A 17,396-nucleotide genomic window follows, 5' to 3' on the forward strand; every position below is an offset into this window, starting at 1 on the left:
GCTTCCGGTGGCTGACATGGATGTGTCAGCCACCGGAAATCCGCGTCAGCGCCCGGATTTCAGGCTTGTTCCAGCTGAGGAACATGACAACAAGCGCAATGATCGCCGCGACGATGACGCCAAAGAACGGAATATCCAGGTTCAGGCCGATCAGTTCACCGCCGATGAGCGAGATTATGCCGGCAACCAGCGTGAAGATCGCGATCGTTATCCCCATGACCCAGCCCTGTTCCTCGTCATTTACGGCGGCCGCATAGAGCCCGAGAAATGTCGGGTAGGCGATGCCGAAGACAAAGTAGAAGCAGAAGACCGGTATGAAGGTCAAAATGGCGATCGGCGATGCGACGAACGCTGCAGCCGAGAGAGCCCAGACGACGAATGTTGTTCCGAGAATGGCTTCCTTGCTGAAACGCTTTTGTGCCGGGACCACAAGAAAAGTACTTGAAAAGGCAAGCGCTGCGCCAATCGTCAGCATCACCATGCTGCCGCCGAATGTTCCGTACCCGAACCGGCTTGTCAGATAGTTGTCCACGAAGATGTAGAACGACAGATTGGCGATGTGGAAGAAAAAGAAGACGAAGGTCAGTCTGAGAACGATTGGATAGTTCTTTATCTGCCAGAGCAGTTCGAAGATCTCCGCCGGACGGAAGACAAAAGGCTGACGTTCGGCGACTGCGTCGTGCGTGTCCTTGAAGCAGATCACCACCAGTAGGATCGCAATCAACACCAGCACGAAACAGGCAAAAAACGGCAGTTTGACGCTTGCCAGGCTCCCCAGAATAACGGGATCCGACAGAAACCCGCCAATGATCGGACCGCCCACAAGCCCGAAACTGACGCCGGTGATGATGTAGCCCATGTTCCGGTTCCGGTCTTCGTCATCGACGCTTCCGTCGATCATGGCCGCTTGCGCGATGGGCTGGTTGCCCGCCGTGAGACCCGTGATTGCACGCCCCAGAATGAGCAGAAGAAAGCTGTTGAGATAAAGCGCCGCAATTGTGAGCGCATACCCGCCAAGAGCACCGAAAAGGCAAATCAGGATGGCATTCTTGCGTCCGATCACATCCGAGAGTTTTGAAATATACGGTGCGCCGAAGAACCAGCACAGGAAAAAGATGCCGATGATCAGGCCGTAGTTGAAATGGCGCACGGCATCGGTCGTGTCCTTTGGCAGCATCGAGGTGCTGGGTTCCATGATCAGACTGTTGATGATCGGAAAGACGAGACCCTGCCCCAGGAGGTCGACAAAGACGACAAAGAGCATTGTGACTTTGGCAAGAAATGGCATTGGCTCCCCCTTGGAGAGAAGCCTAGGACAAGCATATCTCCCCGGCAATGAAAAAGGCGGGCTGAGCCCGCCTTCAGGAAGTGTCTGCTTTGTCTCTTACCGGAAAGCCCGGTCAGACAGCGCGATGCGCGTCATACTGGCCATGCTGCCGGAAACGTTCCAGATAGGTCGGCAGGATCGCCGCAAGCGTCGCCGGGGTTATGCCGATGCCTTCCAGCGTTCTGCCGTCTTTGATCGCTTCTTCCGAGACAACGTTGTCGCTTTTCAAGAGCTCGACCTGGTCGGCGGTGATCGGTGCGCCCGGGAAGAGCTGCATCACCTTGCCCATGGCGGACGCAATGGGAAACGGAATCGGCAAGAGTGCGCGTGAGCGGCGGGTGATGTCGAGCATTGCTTCAAGGCACTCCTTGAAGCTCTTGTGCTCCGGCCCGCCGAGTTCGTAAGTCGTACCGGCTGTCAGCTCTCCGTCGACCGCCCGCGCAACAGCCTCCGCAACGTCGCAGACATAAACCGGCTGAAACACGGTCTCGCCGCCGCCAATCAGCGGCAGGGCAGGAGCAAAACGCGCCATTTCAGCAAACTGGTTGAAGAAATTGTCTTCCGGTCCGAACACGATCGATGGGCGCAGGATGATGCTGTCGGGCAGTGTTTCCAGAACACCTGCTTCGCCGGCTGCCTTCGTGCGGGCATAGGCGGAAGTGCTTTCGCTATCGGCGCCGATTGCCGAAATATGCGTGATCGCGGAAAGGCCGGCACCGCGCGCGGCTTCAGCAATCGCGCGTGGACCGAAGGCCTGCACGGCATCGAATGTCTGGTTCCCCGTTGGTGCAAGGATGCCGACCGCATTGACCACGGCATCCGCGCCGATAACCGCGCGGTCGACGGACCAGCGGTAACGCAGGTTGGCCTGGACGGGCATGATCTGTCCGGGCGCGCCGAGGGGTTGCAGGTGTGTTGCCAGATCCGGACGCCGTACGGCGGCACGCACACGGTAGCCGCGCCGGGCCAGTGCCTGAACGACGTGACGGCCGACAAAACCTGATCCGCCGAAAATAGTGACGAGCTTGCCGTTAAGGGGTGTGGCCATTCGCATATGCCTTCTGTCGCGTCCGAAAAGCGGCGTTGCAGCGCAAAAAGTCTGGACCGCCAGGATGTTTCTTAGACCTTTGTAAGCCGGGTGTGAAGAGCTGCCTGCGATTGATCAAAAAAAGTCGCACCTTGCGATTGACAAGGGAAGGTCCGGCGCTTACAAGCCCCCCTCACAGCCCAGGTGGCGGAACTGGTAGACGCGCTAGCTTCAGGTGCTAGTGCCCTTATGGGCGTGGAGGTTCGAGTCCTCTCCTGGGCACCAAATTCCGATTTCAGATAGTTCAGCACGGTCTGATATCCTCGAAAGAGCTCCGGTTTTCCGGGGCTTTTTCGTTTCTGGTGTCTCGCTAGAATACATTGCGGCAATCCATGCGGGAAACCGGCTTCAGAGAGGTGGCAATAGAGCCGTTCGCGGAACTTTCTCTTGGCAATGCTCGGGCAGTTTGTCGTAAAATGTCAAGTTAACGCTTTCCGTTAAGTAAGTCGCAAGGAGCGCCGCTCCAGTCCTTGGATCATGTTTGACAAGAGAGGGCTGCATGGACCGGAAGACGTTTGAACGAGGCATCGTATTGCTCGCGGCCGGGTGCTTTGCGCTTGCCACCCTGCTGGTGACCGCAAGCAGCTATTATCTGGATCTGGACTGGCGACAGAACGAACCCTTCGAAGATGCAGCAAGCCGTCATTGAATGCGCGGGTAGATCAGCCCTGTTTCGGTATCAGGAGACAGGATTAAGCGGCTGAAGCATTCGCCGCGATGCGTTCCTTCGGTTTTTCTTCGCAGAGGCCCTGATGTCGCGCGCGGCGTCTTGAAGAGATCGCCAATTGTGCAAATTACTGGGTCCGCGACCCGCAAGCGCCGAAACGTAAGTCGGGGCCCGAACGGCCAAAAGCGCCGCCTCGAAAGGTTGCCAGTCGATTTTTGGATCTTCCGCACTTGCAAGACTCCTCCAGCGAAGACCGGCGCGCTCAATGCCCGCCAGGTTCCGCCGGGAAATCTCCCTCTTCAGCTGCCTGTAAGCGTAAGTTTCAGAAGTAAGGTAACGCGTATGATGTTGCCGGATCGCCCGTTTCAGGCGCGGCAGGAACAGCTTTGAAAGCCTGTAGAGTGCAAAAATCACGAGCGCCGATGCCAGTGCGAAAAATGCATAAGGCCGCCAGTCAAGTGGTTCCTCCTCAGGGAGGGATGTCCCGGCAGACCCGGTGATCGTGACCGATAGTCCGGGGGCGGTTGCCGTTTCGATTTTGCCGGTCTCAAGATTGAACCAGGACAAGGTGAGCTCGGGGATATCGTAAGTCCCCTGGTTCTCGGCAATCACCGTCACGGACTGGCTACGCTCTCCCGATAAGGCGCCGCGATCTTCTTTTTCTGTCACCACAGGTTCCTTGGCGTAGGTAGCGTAGCCCTGATCGGATGGGATCGGTGGAAGCGGTGGGACGAACATCGGCGACACGCCGCGGACCTTGACAGTGGTTGTGAGCGTCAGCGCGTCGCCCGGGTTCAGAGCCTCCGCGTCGCCTTCGATGTTTCGCTCGATTGAAAGCGAGTTGGCAGCCAGGAACGGAGCGAGCGTTTTCGCCGCCGCCGGGACTTCACCGACGACGTCGAACGCTTCGATCGGCACAGTTACGACAATGGCCTCGCGGGTCTGTGGATCAGCATAGGTCACCTGGATCTCGTCCGCTGGAATGGCAAACCGTCCGGGCACCATCGGATAAAGCCTGTAGGCACGGCTGACACCGGACCAGGTCTCGCCGTCCACGGTTTCGCTGACGGGCTGGGCGGATCGGGATGGCAAGCGGACGGCGACGTTCGGGACTTCAAAGCTCGGAAAGACCGGAGGCGACAACATCCAGGTCGGCACCAGGACGCTGACCCTGAATATAATCGCCTGGCCGGGGATCGCCGTTTCCTCCGACAAGGACGTCTTGACGATCGGGGCCATTGAAGATGCCGCGAAAACAACACTTGTCTGAAAGGCGAAAAGCAGCAGGCAAACAACACGGATCATTGGGGCGTCCTTGCAGCTTCCAGTGCGAACCGCGTTTTGAGGAAGGCGCCCGTCTGGGTGTCGACCGTCCGCATCCATTGTTCAGCGCTTTCCGGCGCAGTTTCCGCGGTTGTAGCGGCGGACTGTTCGCTGTCGGCTCCGCGTCCGGCTTCGTTGTCGTAAACGACATCGTCGGCCCCGATGCCGCTGTCTTCACCGGTATCCGACTGCTCGCGGGTCGTTTCGATATAGTCCAGGATATATTGCGCAAGCTTCAGATTGTGCTGTGCGGCGGCATTGTCCGGATCACGCTCAACCGCTTTTGCAAATGCATCAATTGCTGCGCGGTAAGACCTTGATTTTATGAGAGCAACGCCCTCGCCAATTGCTGCATCGGAACTGTCCTGCCAGGCGTAGATTTCGGCAGAATCTTCGTATTTGCCGATCCGGTCCAGGGCATAAGCCTTCCACATGGGATCTTCGAACAGGTCGGCCGCGCGCTGATAATCCTTGTTTTCGAAGGCAAGTCGGCCCTGCTGGTCGGGCGTCAGGAACCAGTCGCGCCAACCGTCCGCACGTGCCTCAGGCCCGAACGCGGTCAATCCTGCCGCAAATACGAGAGCGGCCCACTGCATGGTCCAGCCCCGTCTGAACCAAAACAATAGCAGGAGGGCAGCCGGCCAGGCGAGTAGCCACCCCTGATCCTTCCACTCCTGGCGTTCATCGCCTCGAAGCCCGTCCCGATAGGCTGTATCGATCGACTGCAGGACTTTCGACACGTCACTTGCATCCACCGTCACGTCGACGACGGTCGTTCCCGGTAGGGCGGCAATCTCGCGCCGCATGTCGTCCTCACGTCCGAAAAACCAGAAAATGACCGGGCTGCCGCCCTTGTCGGCATGGTCTCGAAATGCTGGAGGGTCCGCATCGGTAATCTGATCGGCTAACATGACGATGGCCCCCGGGCTCTCAAGCGCTCCGATGATGCCCTCGGAGAGCAGGAGAGCAGCCCGCGCCGAATTGCCGTCGCGCGGCATCACATCCGGTTCCAACCCTTCAAGGAACGGTTTGAGGACTTCGGGATCTTCGGTCGGGGGAACAACCTGATGGACAGTGCCCGAATAGGCGACAAGCGCTGTTTTGGCACCAGCCCGTTCGCTCAAGAGGTCGAGGATCTTGTGTCTGGATCGCTCCATCCGGTTTGGTGGAATGTCGGTATTCAGCATGGATTTGCTGACTTTCAGCGTCACCGCCAGCGGTGCCGTGTCAGAGACGAGCGGATTGGAAAGTCTTGACCACGTAGGCCCCGCTGTCGCGATCACCAGCAGACCGAGAAACAGTGCGACCACGTCAATCGGCAAGACCTTGCTGTCCGCGCGCTTTCCGACTGTGAGCGCATTGGCCAGATGCGGCGCGATTGTTTCTGGAAGATCGGGTCCGCGCGTGGCCTCGCGACGGATCCGCCACCAAAGATATGCGGTCACAGGCAATAGCAACAGCCAGAGCGGGCGGATGAAATGAAACGCAGACAATCCCTCATAAAGCTCTGCAGTGCTCATGCAAGACGCCTCCGTGTTTTGAAAGCGTATAAAAGCCCCAGTGTGGCGAGACCGATCGCTGCCGAAAGCGCAATCAGGAAATGCGCGAGGGGTTTCTTGGGCCGGTAAACCGAGACGTCGATCTTCTTGGGTGTCTGGGCATCGATGCGCTCATAGATGTCGCCAAGGGCCGTTTCATCTCCAGCAAAAAAATATTGGCCTCCAGCCGTGGTTGCGATGTCGGTGAGAGTGCGTTCGTCCAACCTTTGCTCGCCTGTTCCCCTCGGATCGCCCACACCGATCGTGATCATCTCGACGCCTTCGCGCGCCGCGATGGCAGCCGCATTGATCGGTGTCATGCGGCTGCCGGTGTCCGCGCCGTCGCTCAAGACGATCAGCAGGCGATCCTCAATCTCACTGGTCTGAAAGGTCTTGATGGCAAGCCCGATGGCATCTCCGAGGACCGTGTGCGGTCCGGCCATGCCCACCTCCGTCTGATCCAGCAGCGCACGCACGGTTGCCAGGTCTTCCGTGAAGGGGGCCTGCACGAAAGCCTTCGCGCCGAAGACAATGAGCGCGACGCGCTCGCCATCGCGGGCGTCGATAAAGTCTCCCACCACCCGTTTTACGGCGTCCAGCCGTTGCACGCGTTGCCCGTCGGCTGCCGGGAAGTCTCTTTGGTCCATCGATCCGGAGATGTCTATGGCCAGCATGACGTCACGGGCAGCCTTTTCCTGTGTGATCGGTTCACCCACGCGCTCCGGATTTGCCAGGGCGCAGACAAGCAGCCCCCAGATGAGGATCGCCACCCCGTTCTGCAGCCTGGTCCGGCTGAAAACGATAGCCCCGGCCTGGGGTTCCTGACCGGCGGATCGAGCAAGTTCTCTGAAAAAGGGAAACCGGAACGCAGCGACGCGCTGCCTGTGCGCCGGGAGAAAAAAATAAATCAGCAGCGGCAGCGGAAGCATCAGAAAAACGAAAGGATGGCCGAATTCGATCATGCGGCCTCGCCTTTGTGTGTTCGGATCCAGTCACAAACAACGGGCTTCAGGTGCTTAAAAGATCCGCTTTGGCGGTAAGGCGCGTCGCCAAGGTCCTTTCCGGCCCCTTCCAGAAAGGCATTGCCGGGATAGGTTCGATCGAGAAATGCGAGCCAGTCCTGTCCGTGCAAGGAGGCAATCTCGGCCCTGGGATAGGCAGCCAGGGCAGTGCGCCTCAGGATCCGCGCCAGTTCGCCGGGGTCGCCCTGGCATGCTTCGAGTTCCGTGAGCGCTTGCCGGCGATAAGCGTTTCTTTTCCGCAGGCGATAAAGCCGCCAGCAAAGCAATGCGAGACCGGCCAAAACGGCTGCAGCGAGCCAGATCCAACCGGCTGTTTGCGGAACAAGCGAAATCTGCGCCGGTTGCGGTATGGGCTCCAGCAGATCGATCAGCTCGGAGAGATTGAGGCCGCTCCAGTCTTCGTTCATCGGTCGCGTCCGCTGGATCTCGGCCCGATGCCGGTGAGGCGCTGAATTTGCGGAACTGTGTCCTCGCCGGCGCTGAGCGGCAATACGGGAATTCCGAACCGTTTCTGCCAGCTCAGGACCTCGTTGAGGCGCCCTGAGGCAAATTCTGTCAGACGTTTGCGCACGTCGCCCGAGCCGGTGTCCAATTCGGCTTGAAGATCCCCGTTCGAAACCACCAGTTTCGTGTTTTTCGGAATGTCCCCGGAAACGGGATCTGTCACGGGACACAGGACTAGGTCGTTGTGGCGCGACAGGTCGCCAATGAGCCGGGTGGTCTTCGCGTCAATCCCGTCGAAATCGGAGATCACGACAATCAGAAATCCGCGTCGTGCAATCTTCGCGACCTTTGAAAGAGGAAGATTGAGCGGGGTCGGATTATCGGAAAAAGCAGCGTCAGCGTGCAGCATCTGATTGGCGCGCACCAGTGCGGCGATCAGCTGGTCTCGCGCGCTGCGGCTCGCTTTCGGTTTGATCTCCGCCACCAGCGCATCGCCAAAAATCAGGCCGCCAACCCGGTCACCCTGATCGAGAATGCGAAAAGCCGCGAGCGCAGCGGCCTCTGCTGCCGTTACCGATTTCATGGCGTGCCGCGTACCGAAGAACATCGACATGCGCTGGTCGACAACCAGGAGAGCCGGGCGGTCCCGCTCTTCGCTGAAAACGCGAATGTGGGGCTCGCCGGTGCGCGCGGTGACCTTCCAGTCGATGGTTCTGGGATCGTCACCCGGCAGATATCCGCGCAGTTCTTCGAAATTCAGGCCACGGCCTCGCAATCGCGAAGCATGACGCCCATTAAAGACGCTCGAAACAGGTTGGCGTGGTAGAAACCGCAGCGACCTGGCGCTGTTTTCCAGGGCCCGCAACTGAGAGACCGTCACGTGCACACGCGGATCCGATGAGCGATCCGATGCGGCCGCGTTTGCCGAAAGACCGGTACGTGTTCTTGCTGCACGATCTCGCATTCGGATCACCACCCCAATTAAGGCCCGGCTAGGTCAAGGCGACATTCTTGACGATTTCATCGATCACGTCATCGGGGGACACACCGTCTCCTTCCGCCTCGAAGCTGAGCGTGAGCCTGTGTCTCAGGACATCGTGAATGATCGCCTGGACATCGAGCGGATCCACATAGTCGCGGCCCGCGAGCCAGGCATGCGTCCTGCCGCATTTATCAAGCGCAATCGACGCCCGCGGACTTGCGCCGATTTCAATCCAGCGTCCGAGCTCGTCTGTGTAGTGCGCAGGTGTGCGGGTAGCCTGAACCAGATCGGCCATATATTGAACCAGCGCCTCTGAGACGTGAACAGCAGCGATATCATGCCGTGCTTCGAACACAGCGGATTGGGGGACAGGCGGGTTGGCTGAAGTCTCTTTGTGCCCTTCAGAGCCGGACGTCAGTGCAGCCTGTTCTTCCGCTCTGACAAGTTCGACAACCTTCACTTCGTCCGTCACGGGCGGATAGGTGATCAGAACATGCATAAGGAAGCGATCCATCTGCGCCTCGGGCAGGGGATAGGTTCCTTCCTGTTCAACGGGATTTTGCGTTGCCATCACCATGAACAGCGGGTCCATCACGTGCGTCGTGCCGGATACGGTGACCTGCCGCTCTTCCATGGCTTCAAGCAAGGCCGCCTGAACCTTCGCAGGTGCCCTGTTGATTTCATCCGCCAGGACAATATTGGCGAAAATCGGTCCTTTTTCGAACCGGAACGTCCCAGTCCCGCCGGACTGGTGATAGACCTCCGTCCCGGTCACATCCGACGGTAAAAGGTCGGGCGTGAACTGAATTCGGCTGAAATCAGCTTCCAGGTTTCTGGCCAGCGCCTTGATCGCGCGGGTTTTCGCAAGGCCCGGCAACCCTTCCACCAGAAGGTTGCCGTTGGCCAGCAGGCCGATGATCAGGCGGTCAACGACGTCCTCCTGACCGATTATCGATTGCTGGATGCGGGATTTGAGATCCTGAATTTGCTGTAGTGATCCTGGCATTAAGTGTCCCGAGTTCATATCCACCCTAACTAAGAAGAGCGGCTTTTCTGGCCACAGTCAGTTTGGAGAACCGCTCCAGACCCGGCTCCAGTCCTTTGCCATGTCCACGAAGAGCCAGTTCTTTGCCGGTCCTTCGTCCAGGCCTCTGTCAAGTTTGCCGATATGGCTGTCCCGGTCATAAGCCCATTCGCGCTCCGCATCGGTATGGTGAACGATGAGGCCAAGCCGGGCACCGTCGCCGGAGGTCGCCCACTCGAGCATTTCAAAGTCGCCGTCCGAGTTACCGCCGACGAGGATCGGTTTGCGCCCGATCTTGGAATCGATGCCGACGGGCTTTCCAGCCTTGTCGTCGATGAAAGCAATTTCGGGATCTTTCAAAATGGTCGGCGTGCCGTCGACAACTTCGTAACGCGTCTTTCCTGCGCTGCCGATGATCTGCTCAGGCGGAATGCCATAGGCTTCTTCGGCGAAGGCGCGCATGAAATGGATACCGCCGCCCGAAACGATATATGTCGAGAAACCTTCGTCGCGCAGGTACCGCAACAGTTCCAGCATGGGCTGATAGGTCATGTGTTTCAGCGGCATGTCTTTGGTCGGGTGGACGGCAGTCTCCATCCAGTTGGCAACGTCGGCCTGGAAGGCATCGACACTGATCCCGGAGTGAGACACCATGACGACTTCCAGAAGTCCTTCCTCGCCGGCCTTGGCAACCGTTTCCAGATCGCCTTGCGCGGCAGCCCTCAAAACAACGCTGTTAAGCACTGAAGGGTCCGCCGCGGCGATTTCCTCTAGCCGGTCCAGCGCATAAAGAAACTGAAAATAGACCGGTTGCTCCGCCCAGAGAGTTCCGTCGTTGTCGAAGACGGCGACCCGGGCGGGGATGGGCACGAAATCGGGTGATCCGGGGTCGGTCACCCGTTCGACGAATTCGAGAAGTCTGGTTTTTGTCCCACCCTCGTTCCAGGACGGAAGCGGATCTGCCAGGACGTTCCCGATCCAGACAAAAGACAGGACCAGGAAAAGAACATTACGCATTGGGAATACTCGACTGAAAGCAGGCGATTATGAAGCGGGCGTAAAAGGCGGCGGAGAAGCTCCGCCGCCGCATGGAGACGGGCTCTTACTGCGCCCCGCCAGGCGTCGAGAGCTTTTCCATGACCTGGTCAAGAGAGAAACTCGCTGCTTTCTGGCGCGGCGGGAACTCCTGGAATGTCGCCAGGAACTGTCCCACATATTGCTGCGCAGGAACCAGCAGGTAGGCGCGATCGATCAGCCAGTCGTAATAGGTGTTCGACGTTCTGTAAGATCGCTCGTAAGGGTCCCGGCGCAGGTTGAAGATCAGCGGCACGCGCAGCGGTGTGAAAGGTTCGATCCAGGCGCGGAAGGTCTGATAGGCCTTCTGTTCCATGAAGATCATCTTCCAGTCGTTGTAGCGAAGCGCTGTCAGGTCGCCATCGTCCGAGAAGTAGAAGATTTCGCGGCGCGGACCTGCATCTGTTTCACCGAGCAGGTGAGGAAGGAAGTTATAGCCGTCCAGGTGAACCTTGTACTCACGCCCGATCGCCTGGACGCCGCCTTCTATCAGCTGTTCCTTGATGTCTGGGACACCTGCAGCTGCAAGATAGGTTGGCAACCAGTCCATGTGGTGCATGATCTCGTTCGAAACGGCACCGGCTTCGATCTGGCCGGGCCAGCGCACCATGGATGGTACCCGCCAGCCGCCTTCCCAGTTGGTGTTCTTCTCGCCAAAGAACGGCGTCGCGGCAGCATCCGGCCAGGTGTTGTAGTGCGGGCCATTGTCGGTCGAGTAGTGAACGATGGTGTTGTCGGCGATCCCGAGTTCATCAAGAAGATCGAGAAGCTGGCCGACATGCAGGTCGTGTTCGATCATGCCTGCCGTATATTCATCGACGTTATGGCCGGTGATCTCCTTGGCCTGGTCCATCATTTCAGGCTTCACGTGGGTCCTGAAATGCATACGCGTTCCGTTCCACCAGACATAGAAGGGCTGGTTCTGGTCATGCGCACGGCGAATGAAATCGATCGCCGCGGCAACCGTTTCCTCGTCAACCGTTTCCATGCGCTTTTTGGTCAGCGGTCCCGTGTCCTCGATGGAACCGTCCGCAGACGATTTGATGACGCCACGGGGCCCATATGTCTCCCGGAACGTCCTGCCGTCCGGCATCACGGTATCGCCGGGATAGTCGGCGTTTTCCGGTTCTTCTTCCGCGTTGAGGTGGTAGAGATTTCCGAAAAACTCATCGAAGCCGTGATTGGTCGGCAGGTGTTCGTCCTTGTCGCCAAGATGGTTCTTGCCGAACTGGCCCGTGACGTATCCCTGGGCCTTCAGCAATCCGGCAATTGTCGGATCTTCTTCCTGCATGCCCAGATCAGCGCCCGGCAGTCCGACTTTGGACAATCCTGTCCGGAAGACGCTTTGGCCCATGATGTAGGACGAACGGCCTGCGGTGCATGATTGTTCACCGTAATAGTCTGTGAAAATCATGCCTTCATTGGCGACACGGTCGATGTTCGGCGTCCGGTAACCCATCAGGCCCATCGTGTAGGCGGAGATGTTCGATTGTCCGACGTCATCTCCCCAAATCACAAGGATATTGGGTTTTTCGCCGGTTTGCGCAAAAGCCGGCATCGCACTCGCCAGTGCAAGCGCTCCGATTGCGCCAACGGCGAGCTTTCGCACAGAGAATCTTAATCCAAATGTCATGGCTTTGTTCGTCCCAGATTATTTAGGCGCATACCAAAAGGTAAAGCATCCCAATAGTTTGGTTAGAGGCGTCTCAATCAGAGGACGAATTTACCGCAGCGTCAACAGCCCTAACTGGCTTTTTTGACATGGGGTCAGCTTTTTGTTTGCTGAAAATACCAGTGCGTTCGTATTAAGCCAAATTCGAATAAATTTTCATTGTAATTACTACTGACTAAACTGACGTTTTAGTTGAAGTAATTCCGGATTGTCGGGAATATTGTTAAGCGCTTTTTGCAGTGTGAATTCAGCAGATGCGTAGTCGTTTGCAGCCAGATGTAAGCGCACCTGCATGACCCAGGCTTCGGCGAGTTGGGGGTCGAGATTTGTGGCTTCCTGAAACGCGTTCACGGCCGCGCGGGGATTTCTCAGCGTCAGCGCAGTTCCGCCAATGACCATATGGGTCTCCGGAAAATCGAGCCTCGCGGACAGCGACCGTTGCCACTCCTGCATTCCCCGTTGCACGTGTTGACTCAGCGTCTCATCCTGAACCGGCACGCCAAGCATCACCCGGGCAGCTGAAAGCCGGACGGACTTCACCGGATCTGTGAGTGTTTTTTCCAGCGCTTCGGCGCGATCCGGCGCCGGGCGGAACGCCTGCAGGCGCACTGCGGCGGCACGCACAAGCGGGTCCGGGTCGCTTAAAAGAACCGTGATCCTGTCGAGGTCTTCCATTGAGGCACGGCTTCGCAGCAGGTCGAGCGCCGAGGCCCGGACAATTCCTGGAAAGTCCTTGTGGAGCCCAATTTTTGCCAGATCGGCACCAAGACCGCTACCGCCGGTTCTCGCCCTTTCAAACACCTCGGAAAAATGCGGCTTGCGGTGCGCGCTCTGCGGGAATGCGCTTTCCAGCACGTCTGCGGCCCAGTCAGGGGCCTTGTCGATATGGCAATCGTTGCAGGCGTTTGGTGTTTCGATTCGAGCAGTAAGATCTGGCCGTGGAATACGAAAGGAATGGTCCCGCCGACCGTCAACCCCCATGTAAGTGCGCTCAATCATGTGGCAGGCCACACATGATGCTCCTTCCGTGCCCTGTGCATGGAAATGGTGCGCAGGATCGTCATATGTCTTGAGTGCAAGCGAGGGGAAGCGCGGGTTTCCGGCCTCGGAGTGGCATTGCGTGCAAACGGCGTTGCCCTCGGAAATCAGATTACCACTGTGCGGTTCGTGGCAATCGGAACACCGAACACCCTTTTCGTGCATCTTCGACTGCAAAAAGGACCCGTATACGTAGACCTCGTCCAGGATCTGGCCGTCGGCGTGGTAAAGTCCCTCACGCAGCAACGCGAGGCGATAGGCATCATGAAAACCGGTCCCAGGAACCGGATTGCCGTCCTGGAAGGGCTCGCGCCGTGAATGGCAGCCGGCGCATTGCTGAATTTCCGTTTGAGCGCCCGCAGGAGAAAAACGAAACAGAAACCCGTTTTCATCCGTTCCGGCATAGGCGTTGGGGTCATAAGTCTCCGGAGTACTGTGCCTACCGACATGTGCTTCCGACGGGCCATGGCATGCCTCGCATCCGACGCCTATTTCGGCATGCACGCTGCTATAGGATCGTGTGCGGGGATCATAGTTCTTTTCAAATCCGGTCGCGTGACATTCCGCACAGCGCGCGTTCCAGTTTTTGTAAGGACCGGTCCAGTGGAAACCATCTCCTGGAGGGAGGTCCTGTTCCGGATAAAGGTGATACCAGCGTTCTTTTTGCCGGTCCCAAACGACATCAAAAGATTGAACATGCCCGCTGCCGGTATCAACCAGATACTGCTGCAGAGGTTCGATGCCGGCGACACCGATGACCTCCAGAACCTTCGTCCCGTCGGAGATGTCGGTTGTTTCAATGAAATAGCCGTCGCCTTCACGAAAGAACCTGGTTGTTCTGCCTTGGTGTGCGAACTCCGCATTCTCGAAATCACCTTTGACGGTGTCCTGCGTGGGCAGCGTCCAGGCCTTGGCATGGTGACTCGACTGCCAGTTCGAGAATTCTTGACTGTGACAGGCCTTGCAGGCTTGAGAGCCGGCATAACCGGGCGCTGTCTGCGCAAAAGGATGCTGCTGCGTACCAAAGGTGAGGAAACAAGCGAAAGCGAAAAGCAGCAAGTGTCTGTGCATCCGCGCCCGCCCTTTCTTGTGCGCGGCAGCTTCCAAAGCAGCGCGCGCAAACAAGCTTCACTTGGTAAGCGTACTCAACGCGGCCCGGTCGAGCAAGATTGCATTTGGGCCCTGGCGTTTGAGGCCTGCTAGTGAGCGACGGATTTCGAGAACATGTTGATAATCACAACACCGGCGACAATCAGGCCAAGACCTAGAATGGCCGGCAAATCGAGTTTCTGGTCGAAGGCGAGCCAGGCGACCATTGTGATCAGCACGATACCGGCACCTGACCAGATGGCGTAGACGATCCCGGTCGGCAGGACCCGGATCGGAAAGGACAGCAGCCAGAAGGAGACGGCATATCCGACCACGGTAATCAGTGAGGGTACAAGACGGGTAAAGTTCTCCGTCTTTGCAAGCGCTGACGTTGCAACAACCTCGGCAACAATTGCAGCCCCCAGGAAAAAATATGTAGCCATCGGGCTTGTTGTCATGGTCGGCTCTTTAAAGGGTCTTTATTAATGCGTTTTGCGCTTTCGAACACGCTCCAGAGGGGACTGATTTGCAGCTCGTGTCAAACCTTCCTGGGGCCTGTGTTCAATGTTCAGAAGAAGCAGATGTGGGTCAAGAACGCGAAGTTGAAGTCTCAAACACTTGAAGAGGTCATTAATTTGCCGTTTACCATAATAATGTTGGCTTGAGTCGGGTTGTGCCGGATCTGATCCGCGCTGACGGCGCGCAGCCGGGTTGGTTGCAGCGGCGGCTTGGGCACATTTTGAAACATAATTGATTGAGCAAATTGCAGGGGATCGGGAAATGAAGACAGGACTGAGCCGGCGGTATCTGGTTTTCGGAGCGCCACTGCTTCTGGCCGCCTGTCAGGGGCAGCAGAAGTCGACGGTTCAGGCAGGTTTGACCCCGCTTGCCGACGGAACCCCCAACTACGCATCAGCTTACGCACCCGTTCGGGACGGTGGGTTTTCCCTTCCCGGGATCGATTATCAGGCGTTCGACCCGAAATATCTGCGTCAGACAGTTTTTTACCCGACCCGCTATCCGGCTGGAACGATCGTTGTCGATCCGCGGAAAAAGTTCCTCTACCTGGTCCAGCCCGGCGGACGGGCGATCCGCTATGGAATCGGTGTCGGCAGGGCCGGTTTTGCCTGGAGCGGCGAGGCGGTCATACGCTTCAAGCGCGAGTGGCCGAAGTGGTTCCCGCCCGACGAAATGATCGAGCGGGATCCGAGCCTGGAAAAATACCGGGATGGCCAGGAGGGTGGACCACGCAATCCGATCGGCGCGCGCGGCCTCTATCTGTGGCAGGGCAACAAGGATACGCTCTACCGAATTCACAGCACCAACCAGCCGAGCAGCATCGGGACCAATGCCTCGAGCGGATGTATCCGCATGTGGCACCAGGACATCATCGATCTTTATGACCGCGTGCCGCTCGGTACGACGGTGGTCGTGCTGAGCTGATCGCCTCAGAGGCTATCCGAGCTGTTTTTCAAAAAACGCTTCCGGCGTTTCGACTTCGTGCAGTTTCTTGTCTTCGACGAGCCAGAAACGCGAACCGACATTGCGCACGAACGTCCGGTCGTGACTGACAAGCAGCGCGGTTGTCTCTTTACGGAGGAGTTCGTGTTCAAGGGCTTCCTGGCCGTCGATGTCGAGATGGTTGGTTGGTTCGTCCAGAATGTAGAGGTTGGGCTTTTTAAGCCGCAACAATAGCATGGCGAGACGGCTGCGCTGGCCCCCGGAGAGAACGGTCATCGGTCTTTCCTGGAGGTCAATGTGAAGACCGGCCTCCGCCAGCAACGCGCGCGCCCTCTGGTCGCCGACGTTCGACGAGTGTGTCACGGCATGCAATGGGGTCTTGAACGTGTCGAGCTGGGACAGCGACTGATCGGAGACCCCTGGTATGGCCGAAAGTGCAACACGAATGCTGTCCAAGTCCTCTTGCAGTGACGAAATGACCTGCGACAGCAGTCTGGATTTGCCGGCGCCATTTGCACCCAGAACGACAACCCGGTCACCGGGGTTGATCCAGAGCCTGGGGAGACGAAACAAGGAATGTCCGTTCGGGAGGCCGACACCGCCTTCGGCGATCGTGACCAGCGCTTTGGCATGTGCCGTGGATGTGTCCAAACGGATTTTCCCTGCAGAGCGCTGCGCTTCGGCGGGCCGGGCTGCGTCTTCGATTTTCTGGGCTCTTTCCTTCAGCTGTTTGGTTTTGTTGAGCAGCAGATCGGAGCCGGAATTGGTGCCGATGTTTTTCAGCTTTGCGGCCTTCCGGCGGAGCTGATTTGCCTTCGCAAGCTCGTTCTCAAAACGCCTGGCGGTTGCACTGTCCTGCTCTGCAAGAGATTGCCGCGCACTGGAATAGGGAAGGTCGAACAAAACCGGCTGTTCACGCCGCAGAAAAAGCGTTCGGGTCGTAACGGTATCGAGAAATGCCCGGTCGTGGCTGGCGACAATCATCGGCGTTCCGCGTGCAACGATCGAGAGCCAGTTTTGAAGCACGCCGATGCGGTTCAGGTCGAGGTGGTTCGTCGGTTCATCCATCAGGAGAACATCCGGGTCTCCGACCCATGCGCGCGCCAGCAGCGCCACTCTTTGCCAGCCGCCCGAAAGATTGCGCAATGGCCGCTGCCAGAGATCTTCGGGAACCTGGAGGTCATGAAGAACAATGTCGACACGCCAGCTTTCGCTGTCAGCCTGCTCGCTATCCAGTGCGGACAGAACCGCCTCATAGAACGTGAGCTGCATTAGGCCGTCCGGAACATCCTGGCTGACTAATGCTGTCTTAAGGCCGCGCATGGTTGTGATGTCGCCATGGGTTGGCTCGGCCTCGCCGGCGATAACGCGCAACAGCGTGGATTTGCCGGTGCCGTTGGCGGCGACAAGGCCAATCCGGTCGGTCTTTCCAAGGGAAAGATTCAGGTTTTCAAACAGGGGTGCAGAGAGAAAAACGCCAAGATTGCGCAGATTGATCAAAGACATGTGGCACAACTTTCAAACCGGGAGACGCAGCCGTTTTGGCTGCCTTCTGGGCAGATCGTCGTGACTTGTTGGTGTCCTACGATCAGCCCTACAAACGCGTTTGCAGGGCCTGGACGGGACCGCGGGTTCGATCATGATATCT

General features: G+C 57.9%; 15 protein-coding genes and 1 tRNA gene. 3 read left to right on the forward strand and 13 right to left on the reverse strand.

The window, feature by feature from the left end:
- Positions 1-25: 25 nt before the first annotated feature.
- Positions 26-1,288: an MFS transporter gene (locus ABVF61_RS14340; RefSeq protein ID WP_353994227.1), complete on the reverse strand. Its 1,263-nt coding sequence runs from the start codon at positions 1,286-1,288 to the stop codon at positions 26-28.
- Positions 1,289-1,400: 112 nt separating this feature from the next.
- Positions 1,401-2,375, reverse strand: a complete 975-nt coding sequence (locus ABVF61_RS14345; protein ID WP_353994228.1) for a complex I NDUFA9 subunit family protein — start codon at positions 2,373-2,375, stop codon at positions 1,401-1,403.
- Positions 2,376-2,552: 177 nt separating this feature from the next.
- Between ABVF61_RS14345 and ABVF61_RS14350 the strand changes: the two genes are divergently transcribed.
- Together ABVF61_RS14350 and ABVF61_RS14355 are read left to right on the forward strand one after the other, a co-directional pair.
- A tRNA-Leu gene (locus tag ABVF61_RS14350) sits at positions 2,553-2,639 on the forward strand.
- Positions 2,640-2,913: 274 nt separating this feature from the next.
- The gene (locus ABVF61_RS14355; protein WP_353994229.1) at positions 2,914-3,063 is read left to right on the forward strand and encodes a hypothetical protein; all 150 of its coding nucleotides are present in this window, start codon (positions 2,914-2,916) and stop codon (positions 3,061-3,063) included.
- Positions 3,064-3,093: 30 nt separating this feature from the next.
- Here the strand turns inward: ABVF61_RS14355 and ABVF61_RS14360 are convergent, their stop codons facing one another.
- The 10 genes from ABVF61_RS14360 to ABVF61_RS14405 all read right to left on the reverse strand — a co-directional run bounded on the left by ABVF61_RS14360 (position 3,094) and on the right by ABVF61_RS14405 (position 14,730).
- The gene (locus ABVF61_RS14360; protein WP_353994230.1) at positions 3,094-4,386 is read right to left on the reverse strand and encodes a hypothetical protein; all 1,293 of its coding nucleotides are present in this window, start codon (positions 4,384-4,386) and stop codon (positions 3,094-3,096) included.
- Positions 4,383-5,924, reverse strand: coding sequence for a VWA domain-containing protein (locus ABVF61_RS14365; protein ID WP_353994231.1), 1,542 nt, complete (start codon positions 5,922-5,924; stop codon positions 4,383-4,385). Before ABVF61_RS14365 ends, ABVF61_RS14360 begins: the two co-directional genes overlap by 4 nt.
- Positions 5,921-6,904: a VWA domain-containing protein gene (locus ABVF61_RS14370; protein ID WP_353994232.1), complete on the reverse strand. Its 984-nt coding sequence runs from the start codon at positions 6,902-6,904 to the stop codon at positions 5,921-5,923. The genes ABVF61_RS14365 and ABVF61_RS14370 overlap by 4 nt, the downstream gene beginning before the upstream one ends.
- Entirely contained in the window at positions 6,901-7,371 is a 471-nt protein-coding gene (locus tag ABVF61_RS14375; RefSeq protein WP_353994233.1) for a DUF4381 domain-containing protein, read from the reverse strand. The genes ABVF61_RS14370 and ABVF61_RS14375 overlap by 4 nt, the downstream gene beginning before the upstream one ends.
- Entirely contained in the window at positions 7,368-8,372 is a 1,005-nt protein-coding gene (locus ABVF61_RS14380; RefSeq protein ID WP_353994234.1) for a DUF58 domain-containing protein, read from the reverse strand. Before ABVF61_RS14380 ends, ABVF61_RS14375 begins: the two co-directional genes overlap by 4 nt.
- Before the next feature lie 28 nt (positions 8,373-8,400).
- Positions 8,401-9,396 carry an AAA family ATPase gene (locus tag ABVF61_RS14385; protein WP_353994235.1) on the reverse strand — a complete coding sequence of 332 codons (996 nt, stop codon included), beginning with the start codon at positions 9,394-9,396 and terminating at the stop codon, positions 8,401-8,403.
- A gap of 57 nt (positions 9,397-9,453) precedes the next feature.
- A complete protein-coding gene (locus tag ABVF61_RS14390; protein WP_353994236.1) occupies positions 9,454-10,431 on the reverse strand; it encodes an HAD family hydrolase in 978 nt (325 codons plus the stop codon).
- An 85-nt stretch (positions 10,432-10,516) separates the two neighbouring features.
- Positions 10,517-12,121: an arylsulfatase gene (locus ABVF61_RS14395; protein WP_502949965.1), complete on the reverse strand. Its 1,605-nt coding sequence runs from the start codon at positions 12,119-12,121 to the stop codon at positions 10,517-10,519.
- A 207-nt stretch (positions 12,122-12,328) separates the two neighbouring features.
- Entirely contained in the window at positions 12,329-14,269 is a 1,941-nt protein-coding gene (locus tag ABVF61_RS14400) for a multiheme c-type cytochrome (protein ID WP_353994237.1), read from the reverse strand.
- Between the two features lie 128 nt (positions 14,270-14,397).
- Positions 14,398-14,730, reverse strand: a complete 333-nt coding sequence (locus ABVF61_RS14405; RefSeq protein WP_502950000.1) for an SMR family transporter — start codon at positions 14,728-14,730, stop codon at positions 14,398-14,400.
- Between the two features lie 337 nt (positions 14,731-15,067).
- Between ABVF61_RS14405 and ABVF61_RS14410 the strand changes: the two genes are divergently transcribed.
- Positions 15,068-15,730, forward strand: a complete 663-nt coding sequence (locus ABVF61_RS14410; RefSeq protein WP_353994239.1) for a L,D-transpeptidase — start codon at positions 15,068-15,070, stop codon at positions 15,728-15,730.
- Positions 15,731-15,742: 12 nt separating this feature from the next.
- On the opposite strand, the gene ABVF61_RS14415 is transcribed toward ABVF61_RS14410, so the two are convergent.
- The gene (locus tag ABVF61_RS14415; protein ID WP_353994240.1) at positions 15,743-17,254 is read right to left on the reverse strand and encodes an ABC-F family ATP-binding cassette domain-containing protein; all 1,512 of its coding nucleotides are present in this window, start codon (positions 17,252-17,254) and stop codon (positions 15,743-15,745) included.
- Positions 17,255-17,396: the final 142 nt, after the last annotated feature.

Origin of the sequence: Roseibium sp. HPY-6 (genome assembly GCF_040530035.1) — a bacterium.
In the GTDB taxonomy this organism is placed as follows: Bacteria; Pseudomonadota; Alphaproteobacteria; order Rhizobiales; family Stappiaceae; genus Roseibium.